Annotated in this window: 12 protein-coding genes; 5 read left to right on the plus strand and 7 right to left on the minus strand. The window is 31.8% G+C overall.

From position 1 onward, the window contains the following. Entirely contained in the window at positions 1-387 is a 387-nt protein-coding gene (locus PBN93_RS14895; RefSeq protein WP_077399707.1) for a hypothetical protein, read from the plus strand. 61 nt (positions 388-448) lie between these two features. Here PBN93_RS14895 and PBN93_RS14900 read toward each other — a convergent pair whose 3' ends face one another. Then, positions 449-1,618, minus strand: coding sequence for a proline dehydrogenase family protein (locus PBN93_RS14900; RefSeq protein WP_077399710.1), 1,170 nt, complete (start codon positions 1,616-1,618; stop codon positions 449-451). Positions 1,619-1,713: 95 nt separating this feature from the next. Between PBN93_RS14900 and aroB the strand changes: the two genes are divergently transcribed. Beyond that, entirely contained in the window at positions 1,714-2,775 is a 1,062-nt protein-coding gene (gene aroB, locus PBN93_RS14905; protein ID WP_271080988.1) for a 3-dehydroquinate synthase, read from the plus strand. Positions 2,776-2,873: 98 nt separating this feature from the next. Beyond that, positions 2,874-3,170: a hypothetical protein gene (locus PBN93_RS14910; RefSeq protein WP_077399716.1), complete on the plus strand. Its 297-nt coding sequence runs from the start codon at positions 2,874-2,876 to the stop codon at positions 3,168-3,170. Positions 3,171-3,187: 17 nt separating this feature from the next. Here the strand turns inward: PBN93_RS14910 and PBN93_RS14915 are convergent, their stop codons facing one another. The 3 genes from PBN93_RS14915 to PBN93_RS14925 all read right to left on the minus strand — a co-directional run bounded on the left by PBN93_RS14915 (position 3,188) and on the right by PBN93_RS14925 (position 5,478). Then, positions 3,188-3,703, minus strand: a complete 516-nt coding sequence (locus PBN93_RS14915) for a DinB family protein (RefSeq protein WP_271080989.1) — start codon at positions 3,701-3,703, stop codon at positions 3,188-3,190. A 72-nt stretch (positions 3,704-3,775) separates the two neighbouring features. Continuing rightward, positions 3,776-4,255: an Lrp/AsnC family transcriptional regulator gene (locus PBN93_RS14920; RefSeq protein WP_013622539.1), complete on the minus strand. Its 480-nt coding sequence runs from the start codon at positions 4,253-4,255 to the stop codon at positions 3,776-3,778. Positions 4,256-4,362: 107 nt separating this feature from the next. Then, a complete protein-coding gene (locus tag PBN93_RS14925) occupies positions 4,363-5,478 on the minus strand; it encodes a M14 family metallopeptidase (protein ID WP_271080990.1) in 1,116 nt (371 codons plus the stop codon). Between the two features lie 301 nt (positions 5,479-5,779). On the opposite strand from PBN93_RS14925, the gene PBN93_RS14930 reads away from it, so the two are divergent. Both PBN93_RS14930 and PBN93_RS14935 read left to right on the plus strand, forming a co-directional pair. Then, positions 5,780-6,130, plus strand: a complete 351-nt coding sequence (locus tag PBN93_RS14930; protein ID WP_077399725.1) for a helix-turn-helix transcriptional regulator — start codon at positions 5,780-5,782, stop codon at positions 6,128-6,130. A 31-nt stretch (positions 6,131-6,161) separates the two neighbouring features. Further along, complete coding sequence (locus PBN93_RS14935; protein ID WP_333780830.1) at positions 6,162-6,578, plus strand: hypothetical protein; 417 nt, start codon at positions 6,162-6,164, stop codon at positions 6,576-6,578. Positions 6,579-6,731: 153 nt separating this feature from the next. On the opposite strand, the gene PBN93_RS14940 is transcribed toward PBN93_RS14935, so the two are convergent. Genes PBN93_RS14940 through PBN93_RS14950 form a run of 3 tightly spaced genes read right to left on the minus strand, consistent with a single transcriptional unit; the run spans position 6,732 to position 12,267 of the window. Further along, a complete protein-coding gene (locus PBN93_RS14940; RefSeq protein WP_077399728.1) occupies positions 6,732-7,691 on the minus strand; it encodes a sterol desaturase family protein in 960 nt (319 codons plus the stop codon). Positions 7,692-7,739: 48 nt separating this feature from the next. After that, positions 7,740-10,379, minus strand: a complete 2,640-nt coding sequence (locus PBN93_RS14945; RefSeq protein WP_077399731.1) for a DNA gyrase/topoisomerase IV subunit A — start codon at positions 10,377-10,379, stop codon at positions 7,740-7,742. 31 nt (positions 10,380-10,410) lie between these two features. Beyond that, entirely contained in the window at positions 10,411-12,267 is a 1,857-nt protein-coding gene (locus PBN93_RS14950; protein ID WP_077399735.1) for a DNA topoisomerase IV subunit B, read from the minus strand. Positions 12,268-12,309: the final 42 nt, after the last annotated feature.

The following is a 12,309-nucleotide window of genomic DNA, read 5'->3' on the forward strand; positions in this document are numbered from 1 at the left end:
ATGGCATTCATCAAACGATTAGGATGGTACTTAGTTGGGCTATCAATCGGTATTGTATTTTTAACTGTTTTCTTAAAAAAGAAATCAGACGAAACAGGAACAGAGTTCTGTTATTTTCCTAACTGCAGAGTTCTTAAAGACCTACGCTCTAAACCTTTATCTTACTCTAACGATATACAAGTTTTACTTAACAACAAAACTATAGATTCTACTACAGTAGCATATTTTTTTAATAATGGCGATATAGATTTTGGCAATAGCGATACTAAATCTACACCGTGTAAAACCTATAAAATTGAAGGTTTAGTTAAAGAAAAACAAGCAATTTTAACGGTAATAAATTGCACAGACAAAGTAGTTGTAGATAAAATTAGCATAAACAATTAATCTACATTACTTTATGTATAAAAAAAGGGAGCATTTAATATGCCCCCTTTTTTTATAGTATTTATTGTATTTTTCTTCTTTTACGTTCTTCTTTTAATAAAGACAACTCCCTTGTGGTTTGCCCCGCTACAGAAGTATTCTCCTCTGCCCTACGTATTAAGTATGGCATTACATCTCTTACTGGTCCAAAAGGTAAATATTTGGCAACGTTATAACCTTTATCTGCTAAGTTAAACGATATATGATCACTCATCCCATACAACTGTCCAAACCAAATACGAGGATCCGAATGGGCAATGTTTTTATCTTTCATTAACTGCATTAAGCTATAACAACTGTTTTCATTATGTGTACCCATAAAAATAGACATTGTATCTAAATTATTTATCATATACACAACCGCAGCATCAAAATTATCATCAGTGTCTTTTTTAGAAGCACATATTGGTGTGGGATATCCTTTTTCTTCAGCCCTCTCATTCTCTTTCTCCATATAAGCACCACGCACCACTTTCATTCCTATTTTAAAGCCTTCTAATTTAGCTTCTTCGTGCAATTTTTTAAGGTAATCTAACCTGTCCCAACGGTACATTTGTAATGTATTATACACTACAACTTTTTCTTTATTGTATTTACGCATCATTAAAGCACATAAGTCATCTGCCGCATCTTGCATCCAACTTTCTTCACCATCCACTAAAAGAGCAACATCTAAGTCATAAGCCTTTTTACAAACCTTATCAAATCTAGCAACAATTCTATCCCACTCTAATTGTTCCATTTCTGTTAAAGGAATACCTGCACCAACTTTTTCAAAAAGAATAAAACGTCCAAAACCGGTAGGCTTAAAAACAGCTAACGGTATAGACTCCTTTTCCTTTACAAAATCCAGTACATGTAATATTTTTTCGTAAGCTAAATCAAAATGATTTTCCTCTTCTTTACCCTCAACAGAGTAGTCTAAAATTGTACTAACTTTTTTGTTGTACATTTTATCTATAACAGGCAAACAATCTTTCTCACTAACACCACCACAAAAATGGTCAAAAACAGTAGCCCTAATTAAGCCCTCTACTGGCAAATGTGCTTTTATAGCAAAATTTGTAACTGCTGTACCAATACGTACTAACGGTTCATTAGCAATTAGCTTAAATAAAAAATAGGCTCTTTCTAATTCAGAATCCGATTTTAGAGCAAAAGCAGTTGCTGTATTTTCAAAAATTTGTTCCATTTTTATGAATTTCGTAATGCGGCAAATATAAATACAGATTTTGTATTCTAATAACTAAAATATGTCTTTATTTTGCGTCTAGTAAAATAAAAATTATGCAGTCAATTTCAGCTCAAACATATTCAGTTCATTTTAACCAAAAAGCCTACACAGAACTAAACACACATTTAGCAAAAGCTAACTACTCTAAAGTGTTTATTTTGGTTGATGAAAATACCCACCAACATTGTTTGCCAAATTTTATGGCACAAATTAATGGTGACTATAATTTTGAAATAATTGAAATTGAAGAAGGTGAAATAAACAAAACTATAGAAACTTGCGTACAGGTTTGGCACGTTTTATCTGAGTTAGATGCAGATCGTAAAAGTGTTATGATTAACCTTGGAGGTGGTGTAATTACAGATTTAGGAGGTTTTGTTGCCTCTACTTTTAAAAGAGGAATAGATTTTATAAATGTACCAACTACACTATTATCTATGGTAGATGCTTCAGTTGGCGGTAAAACCGGTGTAGATTTAGGCTCTTTAAAAAACCAAGTTGGCGTTATTAACCAACCACAAATGGTGTTAGTTATTTCTTCATTTTTGCAAACATTAGAAAAAAGACAACTAAACAGTGGTTTTGCAGAAATGCTTAAACACGGCTTAATTAAAGATAAAAAATACTGGAACGAATTAAATTTAGTAGCCGACTTTAATAATCTTGATGAATTTATTTACGACTCTGTAGTTATTAAAAATGATGTTGTAACTATAGACCCTACAGAACAAAACCTGCGTAAAATTTTGAATTATGGCCACACCTTAGGACACGCTATAGAGTCTTATTTTTTAGAAAATGAAGACAAAAAAACACTATTACATGGAGAAGCTATAGCTGTAGGCATGGTACTTGAGGCTTTTTTAAGCAATAAATTAACTGGTTTAGAAAATAAAGATTTAGAGGCTATTAAAAATACCTTTACAAAACACTACGGAAAAGTTGAATTTACTGAAGATGATATAAAACAAATTTTAACCTATTTAAAGTTTGATAAAAAGAATTCTCATGGCAATATCAATTTTGTTTTATTAGAGTGTATTGGAGAATGTAAAATTGATGTTACTGTTGATGAAGATTTATTACACCAATCTTTTGCATACTACAAAGTTTAAGCTACACACCTACATAAAAACCCTGCTACACAACTAATTACAATTTTGCTGTAAAAAAAGTTTTAGTTTAGTTCTTATAAAACTAAAACCTATGAATTATGTTACGCAAACTAGTAGATTACAAAAAACTTGACCACACTGTAGCCGCTAAATTAATAGAGTCTTACCCGCACGGATATGGCGATAATGACATTATTGTTTTTAAAAATGCAAAAGGGGAATTTGTAGAGGCTGTAGAAGTCAGAACAGAAGACACCATTTACTTAGTTAGAATAAGTAAAAGCTTATCTAATTTTATAGCTAATTTTGACGATGCTATAGAAAAAGAATTAGAAACAACAGGTACAGAAACTTCTGCGTCTGCTAATTTTGAAGACGCAGAGGAAACGGAATAGTGTTTTTACACCATCTATTATAAATATCTATCTAAAACAATTTTAGTATGATGCTCTAAATGGCCGCAAGCAACAAAACCTGCAGCTGCAGTACTCATTGGAGAGTTGCTTGCCGTACCCACAAACTTTAATTGCTCATTGGTTAAATTTGCAAACAAAGAAATGGTTGCCGCTCTAACATCTAAAAATTCTTTTAATAAACTTTTTCTGTTTCTTGAATTTGCATTAGATGTTGGCACATAATCATCTTGCTCAAAACCTGGTAAAGGAGTGGCATCTAATCTAGAAAAACGCAATGCTCTATACTGAAATATACGCTCGGTATCAATAATATGCACTAAAACTTCTGCTACAGTCCATTTTTCTGTAGCATAGGCATAATTTAGCTTGCTATCTGGTATAACCGCTATTAAATCCTTAAACTTTTTTTTACCGTTTTCCAAAGCGGGAAGTAAGCTTATATCTCCTAACAAATCTATATACCCTTTATAATAAGCATTATAATCTTGTGATGTTAATTCTGTTGCTTTCATTTCTAAAAAATAAAAAACCCAATGCGTAAAACATTGGGTTGGTGTTATTAATTTACTTTCAATATTAAGAAATTACAATTCATTAAAAATTGTATGCATTAAACGTTTTTTATCGTTAATACTTTCTTCCAAAGAAATCATTGTTTCTGTTCTACTAATACCATCAATATCATCTATTTTAAAGATAATATTTTTAGCATGCTGAGTATCTCTTGCTCTAATTTTACAAAAAATATTAAACTTACCTGTTGTAATGTGCGCCACGGTTACATATGGTATACCAATTAAACGCTCTAAAACAAACTTTGTTTGATGTGTTTTTTCTAAAAATATTCCTACATAAGCAATAAAAGAATAACCTAACTTAACATAGTCCAATGTTAAAGATGAACCTTGTATAATACCGGCTTCTTCCATTTTCTTTACCCTTACATGTACAGTACCCGCAGATATTAATAATTTTTTTGCGATATCTGTAAACGGAGTTCTGGTGTTATCTATTAACATATCCAGAATCTGGTGATCAATTTCGTCTAGCTTAACTTTAGTCATTATATAATTAAATTTGGAACAAAAATAGTAAAATAAGAAGATATACGCACTAAATATGACTTTTTTTTATCAATAATGCAATTATTTTACATATACTAATTAAATTGTTAATTACCAAGTAAAGCAGTGGATAAAAGATAGTTATTTTTAACAAACTCTAAATCATTATTATTCAGTAAATTAAGAGTTTTATGAGCGTAAAAATTGTCTATTTTTTTTACCTCAGTTACAACAGGCTCAAAAACAACTTTCTTACCTTTTAACACTTCTTTATAAAGAATACCTAAAGAATCAGCATTAGGATATGTAGTTGTTATATTTTTAGTATTATAAATAATAAGGTCTAAAAACTGCTTGCCATTTTCTGGAATTTCAAAATAAGCATCAATACTAAAATTATTTAGAGAGTTATTAGCTATAGTTTCTACTCCTTTTAAAAGAGAATAAAAAATAAATTCCCTGGTTTTCTCTCTTTCATAATCATCAGGAAAGTGTCCAGATTCAAATAAAATGGTTGGCGTATTTAACATCTGAAAAGCATCACCAACACAATTAGCATTAAAACCATCATCATACCTACCAACTTGACCTGGTATAAAGTTTTGCAAAACTCCATTCATAGCTGCAATAAGCTGCATACTTTTTTTCCTAGAAACAGATATATCTCTTTCTTCATTAAATGCAGGAGCTAAAAAAGATACCGTAGCAGGTTTATTAGTTTTACCTACATTAAAAATTGTTCTCTGGTCATGTAAGTTAAAACAAAAATCAGGTTTAAACTCATCATATACTTTTCTCAAAATTTTACTTTCTGGCTGAGTTCTTTCTTGCGCATCTCTATTCAAGTCAATTTTGTTTGCATTAATTCTAGTATATGCTTTTGCTCCATCTGGATTTAGTATTGGTATAATTTGTATGGTACATTTTTCTAAAATAGAAGACTGCAAATTTGATGGTTTCTCTAAAAAACTAATAAAGTCTAAAACAGCCTTTGTGGTTGTAGACTCATTACCGTGCATTTGAGACCACATTAGAATCTTAATTTTACCAGTACCAATTGTAGTTAATTTTATTGGTTCTCCCAAAACAGATTTTCCTACTTGCTTATTTTCATTCTTAAAAATGCTAGCTTCTAAAAAAGGAAAAACATGCTCATTAGTCACATATCTACCTACTACACTACCAACTTTACAACTTAAAAATATCTGTTTAAAATCTATCATTTTAACCTAATTATGAAGTGGTAAATATAGTGCTATATTCAGTTACATATGTAACATATGCAATTACAAATGTAACTACTTAATTCACTTTTGTAAACGTAAATTTTATATGCAATTAATAATTAGTTACATTTGTAAATCAATAAGTTTAGATGTATTGATTTTACTTATGAATAAAATATAAAAATCATTATATCAAATAAATAGATTTCTTTATTTAAAGTAAAAATATAAATAATTTTACTATTTTACAAACTAATACAAGTAAAAAAAGTGTTAAAAAAGGATATAAAATGTTACAATGGTAAATTCAGAGGCATTCATAAAAAGACTAGAGAAAATAATTAACTATTACGATTTAACTGCTGCTGCTTTTGCCGAAAAAGTAGAAGTGCAACGCTCTAGTATATCACATATTTTATCTGGAAGAAACAAACCCAGCTTAGAGTTTGTTTTAAAAGTAATAACACACTTCCCTGAGGTGAATTTATATTGGCTTTTAAACGGCAAAGGGAGCTTTCCTGAAGCAAACAAAACACACTCACACCCTGCCGAGAAAGCAGCTCAAAAAAACACAGACAACTTTAAAAAAGAAGTTAGTAAAGTAATTATTTTTTACACCGATGGAACTTTTGAAACCTATAACAAATAGTAAATTAAAGCCTTAATTTAACAATATATCAATGGCTAATTTTAAGCTAATTGCATATTTTTGTGATATGAAAATAAAATATTTTTACCTGATAGCTTCTGCTTGTTTAGTAACAGCTTGTTACACACCTAAAAGAGATTGCAAAGACTTTAAAACCGGGGAATTTACTTTTGATTACGAAATAAGCGGCGAGAAAAAAACAGGACGTTTTACAAGGGACGAGAATTATAGTGTTGAGTATTACGAAAATAAGATAGACAGCTCATCCGTACGATGGATAAATGATTGTGAATTTGTTTTAAAGTCTTTAAAAGATCAATCTTCTATCCACTTTAAAATACTAGAAACCACTGAAAACAGCTACACGTTTGAATACAGCAATGCTGCCAGAGACCCTAAAAAAGAATTAGTAGTTATGAGAGGTGAAGCTATTAAAGTAAAACAATAGAGTACCGACTAAGAATAGCCATCTTAAGCACACATTTACATTACAAACACATAAATAAAGTGCAATACACTCTTAAGCGCTTAAAAGCTATTAAAAACAATAAAGCCTCGCTATAAGCGAGGCTTTATTGTTTTATTTAAAGAGACAACCAATTTAGTTAGGCCTTTCAAAAGACTTTTTAGGATTATTTTTTGCATATTGCTTAAACTGCCTTTGCTGTTGCTTAACAGTCATTGTACTGCCATCATGACTCCATCCAGGAGGACCAAAAATATACATTAACTTATGAGATAGCTTTTTTGACTTCTTCATATCCATCCAAATATCTTTAAACTCGTGCGTTAAAATAACAATTGGATTGTTAGAGTTTGGTGCATGTATTACACCATACTTAACATCAATACTATCATCTAAAGGCAACCAAGTACCAAACATTCTGTCAAAAATATTTAAAAAGCCTCCATGGTTTTTATCTAAATACTCTACGTTTTGCGCGTGGTGTACCTGGTGCATTGTATGCGTATTCATAAACTTCTCAAAAATACCTAACTTTGGTAATAACACCGTGTGCAACTGAAACTGCCACAAGGCCTCTATACCTAAACAGAACACAACCATCTCTGGCTCAAAACCTATAGCTGGCATCCACATATAAAATAGCGGCTTGTAAAGTAATGTAAACCAGCCATTTCTAACAGCTGTTCCCAAATTAAAGTTGTCTGATGAGTGATGTACAATGTGTGCCGCCCATAAAATTCTTATTTCATGATTTGCCCTATGAAACCAATAGTATGTAAAATCATCTGCAAGCTGACAAAGCAACCAAACATACCAAGCATAACCAAAAGATTCATAACCTAAAAGATTAGTATTTACACCATTTACTTCTGGATTGCAAAGCTCAAAAACAAACTCAAAAATTACAATGGCGGATATTACTTTTAATGCTGCAGCAAGTATTGCAGATCCCACACCCATAAAACCACTTGCAAAAAGATCTTTCCAGTCGTAAAGATCATGATGTTCTTCATGACTTTTACTATATGCTAATTCTAATAAAATAAAAATTATAAACGCTGGACCGCCATATACTAGCGGGTTTGTTAAATCCATATAAAAATATTTTTTTTGCTAAGATAACTATATTAAAGGTTATTATTTCTAAAATAAAGTTGTTTGTTCAGTATCATCATCAGTAGAATCATCTTTATCATCCGCTTTAGAATCCATAACCTCCTCCTTCTCTGTCACTTTCGTTTCTTTTAAAACCTCCTCTTCCTCTTCTACCTCTTCATAAGGTAAAGACTCTAGCACATTGGTATTTTTAATCTTGTCTGCGGTTAACTGATTACCTAAAGCTTTAATTCCCTTAACAGCTATAAAATCCTCTATATCAACCTCTTGATTTGGCTTTTGCTCTTTACCTCTAGGCTTTACAAATTCTAATTCCACAACCGGTCTCCAATCTGTAGATACCAACTCTAGAACAGACTTTGGATGCTCAGAAATAAACAACTCCTCCTTATTTTCATTCTCTATAAGAAAGCGCTTCACGTAATATCGCTCTTTTGCACCATCAAAATAAATAGCAGAAATAGGCTTTTTAGGGTTCCATTTTTCCAAAACTATCATATCCTCTTCAAAATGAGTTGTAATTTCTGGTTTAACAGTTTTTGCAATTCCCTTTTGAGTTATAATAAGAATTAAATCTTCCCCTTTAAACTCGCCAAGCAACTCTCCTCTACCATCTAAATTTAACTTACCCACCACATCATCAAACCAAATTTTCCGTGGTTTTAATGTAGAAACACCTTTTTCTTTTAAGTCTATACGCTTAACTGCATATTTACTAACAATATTACCTTTTGAAGATCTACCTTTAATTAAAATATCAGAGAAATTCATATCCCATTTTAACTTCTTAATACTCCCTACCTGTCTTAAGTGAATTGTCACCACTTCTGCTTCACCATTAGGATTTGCAGAAAAATAAAGAACATCAGAATTTGGCTTCCCGGTAGTTAAGGGATATAATTTATCTCTGGTAACAGAGGTAACATTAAAACGCTTTATGTAGCTAGCTCCGCCTTTACCATCTTTATAAATCATATTATAAGTGGTACGTTTGTCTTTTTTCTTAAATACAGCTACGTGTATAATATTTTTACCTACAAATATTTTTGAATCTACCTTAGAAACCATCATATGGCCATCTTTAGTAAAAACAATAATATCATCTATATCGCTACAATCTGTAACATATTCGTCTTTCTTTAAAGATGTACCCACAAAACCTTCTTCTCTATTTACATAGAGTTTAGTATTTCTAATAACAACTTTTGTTGCTTCAATATCATCAAAAACCCTAATTTCAGATTTACGCTCACGATCTTTACCGTATTTCTCCTTTAGATTTTTGAAATAATCTATAGCAAATTCTATTAAATGCTCTAAATTATGTTTTACCTCTGCTATGCGCTCCTCTAAACTATCAAGTAATTGCTGAGCTTTATCTAAATCAAATTTAGAAATACGCTTTATTCTAATCTCTGTTAAACGAGTTATATCCTCCTCTGTAACAGCTCTTTTTAAATGTTTGGTATGCGGTTTTAAACCCTTGTCTATAGCAGCTATAACACCTTCCCAGGTTTCTTCTTCTTCAATATCTCTATAAATTCGGTTTTCAATAAAAATACGTTCTAAAGAAGAAAAATGCCACTGCTCCTCTAACTCACCTAATTGAATTTCTAATTCTTCCTTAAGGAGTTGTACAGTATAATCTGTAGAGCGCTGCAACATTTCTGTTACCCCAATAAATAACGGCTTATTATCTTCTATAATACAACCTAAAGGCGAAATAGAAGATTCGCAAGCTGTAAACGCGTAGAGTGCATCTATAGTTTTATCTGGTGAAATACCAGCTGGCAAATGAACCAAAATCTCTACATCTGCAGCTGTATTATCTTCAATTTTTTTAATTTTTATTTTACCCTTATCATTGGCTTTTAAAATTGAATCTATTAAAGAAGAGGTGTTAGTCCCGTATGGTATCTCATTAATAACCAGAGTGTTTTTATCTAGTTGAGATATTTTAGCTCTAACCCTTATTTTACCACCTCTAAGTCCGTCATTATAACCAGTAACATCTATAATTCCTGAAGTAGGAAAATCTGGGAACAATTTAAATTTTTGCCCTTTTAAATGCTTAATAGAAGAATCTATTAATTCTATAAAGTTGTGCGGAAGAATTTTAGTTGATAAACCCACTGCAATACCCTCTGCACCTTGCGCAAGTAATAATGGAAACTTAACTGGTAGGTTTACAGGTTCTTTTTTACGGCCATCATAAGATTGTTGCCATTCAGTAATTTTAGGACTAAACACAACATCTAAAGCAAATTTAGACAACCTAGCTTCTATATACCTAGACGCCGCCGCCCTGTCACCAGTTAATATATTACCCCAGTTACCTTGCGTATCAATTAAAAGATCTTTTTGCCCTATTTGCACCATAGCATCTGCAATACTCGCATCTCCATGCGGATGATACTGCATTGTATGCCCTACTACATTTGCAACTTTATTATACCTTCCATCATCTAACTCTTTAAGCGAGTGCATAATTCTACGTTGCACAGGCTTAAAACCGTCTTCTATAGCAGGTACAGCACGTTCTAAAATTACATAAGAGGCGTAATCTAAAAACCAATCTTTATACATCCCAGTGACCTTTGTAAGCTCATCTTGTGGATTGTTTGCGTTATTATCTAGATTTTCGTTAACTTCTTCGTTCTCTTCCATAAAGAAAGACTCGTGTTTATCTGGTTTATAATTAGTTGTCCTCGATTAAATCAAGTTCTACTTTAAGATTTTCTATAATAAATTTTTGACGATCTGGTGTATTTTTCCCCATATAAAAACTTAACAATTGCTCAATTGACATTGCCTTGTCTAGCATTACAGGTTCTAAACGAATATCATCACCAATGAAATGTTTAAACTCATCTGGAGAAATTTCACCCAAACCTTTAAATCGGGTAATTTCTGGTTTACCAGTTAACTTTTCTATTGCTTCAGCCTTTTCCTCTGGACTATAACAATAGTATGTTTGTTTTTTATTACGAACTCTAAAAAGAGGCGTTTGTAATATATACAAATGATTTTCCTTTATTAATTCTGGGAAAAACTGCAGAAAAAAAGTAATTAATAACAATCTAATATGCATACCATCTACATCGGCATCTGTTGCAATTACAATATTATTGTAACGCAAATCTTCCATAGACTCTTCTATATTTAAAGCTGCCTGTAATAAATTAAACTCTTCGTTCTCATACACAATCTTTTTAGACATTCCGTAAGAGTTTAAAGGCTTACCACGCAAACTAAAAACTGCTTGGGTATTAACATCTCTAGATTTAGTTATAGATCCAGATGCAGAATCTCCCTCGGTAATAAATAAAGTAGACTCTAATCTTCTGTCCTTTTTAAGGTCTCCCAAGTGAACACGGCAATCTCTTAGTTTTTTATTATGCAGACTGGCTTTTTTAGCTCTATCTCTTGCAAGCTTACGAATACCAGACAAGTCTTTACGCTCGCGTTCTGCTTGTATTATTTTACGCTGCAACGCTTCTGCTGTTTCAGGGTTTTTATGAAGGTAATTATCTAAATACTTACCAACAAAATCGTTTATATAAGTACGTACAGTTGGGTAGTTACCTCCCATATCTGTAGAACCAAGTTTTGTTTTTGTTTGACTTTCAAAAACAGGCTCCATTACTTTTATTGATACTGCAGAGATAATTGACTTTCGAATATCCGAAGCCTCATAACTTTTCCCGTAAAAATCCCTAATTGTTTTTACAATAGCCTCTCTAAAAGCAGATTGATGCGTACCACCTTGTGTGGTATGCTGACCATTAACAAAGGATTGATACTCTTCACTATACTGTGTTTTACTGTGTGTTATAGCTATTTCTATATCATCTCCTTTTAAATGAATAATAGGATACAGTAAATCTTCAACATTATTATTATCTTCTAAAAGATCTTTAAGTCCATTTTCTGAAAAATATTTTTCTCCATTAAAAACTATAGTCAATCCAGGATTTAGGTACACGTAGTTTTTAAGCATACGTACTACATACTCATTTCTGTATTTGTAGTTTTTAAATATAGTTTCATCTGGTGTAAACGAAACTTTTGTACCTTTTCTTTTAGAGCTATCTACAGGACCTTCTTCTGCAACTAAATTACCTTGACTAAACTCTGCCCATTTAGATTGCCCTTCTCTTGAAGACTCTACTTTAAAAAAGTTAGACAAAGCGTTTACAGCTTTGGTACCTACACCATTTAATCCAACAGATTTTTTAAAGGCTTTAGAGTCGTACTTACCACCAGTATTCATTTTAGATACTACATCTACAACTTTACCCAGCGGAATACCACGACCATAATCGCGAACCTTAACTAAATTATCTTTTATGCTAATTTCTATGGTCTTGCCTGCACCCATTACAAACTCATCTATACAGTTATCTAAAACTTCTTTTAAAAGAATGTAGATACCGTCATCTGCAGATGAACCATCGCCTAATTTACCAATATACATACCAGGACGCATACGAATATGCTCTTTCCAGTCTAAGGAACGTATATTGTCTTCAGTATATTTAGTATTGTCTGACATTGATTTAGGATAATTGCAGTTTGCACGCTAATATAGTAAGTG

The organism is Cellulophaga omnivescoria, from assembly GCF_027915275.1.
In the GTDB taxonomy this organism is placed as follows: Bacteria; Bacteroidota; Bacteroidia; order Flavobacteriales; family Flavobacteriaceae; genus Cellulophaga; species Cellulophaga omnivescoria.

Coding starts and splice junctions, on each gene's coding strand:
- PBN93_RS14895 (WP_077399707.1), top strand. CDS start 1: ATGGCATTCATCAAACGATTAGGATGGTACTTAGTTGGGCTATCAATC.
- PBN93_RS14900 (WP_077399710.1), bottom strand. CDS start 1,618: ATGGAACAAATTTTTGAAAATACAGCAACTGCTTTTGCTCTAAAATCG.
- aroB (WP_271080988.1), top strand. CDS start 1,714: ATGCAGTCAATTTCAGCTCAAACATATTCAGTTCATTTTAACCAAAAA.
- PBN93_RS14910 (WP_077399716.1), top strand. CDS start 2,874: ATGTTACGCAAACTAGTAGATTACAAAAAACTTGACCACACTGTAGCC.
- PBN93_RS14915 (WP_271080989.1), bottom strand. CDS start 3,703: ATGAAAGCAACAGAATTAACATCACAAGATTATAATGCTTATTATAAA.
- PBN93_RS14920 (WP_013622539.1), bottom strand. CDS start 4,255: ATGACTAAAGTTAAGCTAGACGAAATTGATCACCAGATTCTGGATATG.
- PBN93_RS14925 (WP_271080990.1), bottom strand. CDS start 5,478: ATGATAGATTTTAAACAGATATTTTTAAGTTGTAAAGTTGGTAGTGTA.
- PBN93_RS14930 (WP_077399725.1), top strand. CDS start 5,780: ATGGTAAATTCAGAGGCATTCATAAAAAGACTAGAGAAAATAATTAAC.
- PBN93_RS14935 (WP_333780830.1), top strand. CDS start 6,162: ATGGCTAATTTTAAGCTAATTGCATATTTTTGTGATATGAAAATAAAA.
- PBN93_RS14940 (WP_077399728.1), bottom strand. CDS start 7,691: ATGGATTTAACAAACCCGCTAGTATATGGCGGTCCAGCGTTTATAATT.
- PBN93_RS14945 (WP_077399731.1), bottom strand. CDS start 10,379: ATGGAAGAGAACGAAGAAGTTAACGAAAATCTAGATAATAACGCAAAC.
- PBN93_RS14950 (WP_077399735.1), bottom strand. CDS start 12,267: ATGTCAGACAATACTAAATATACTGAAGACAATATACGTTCCTTAGAC.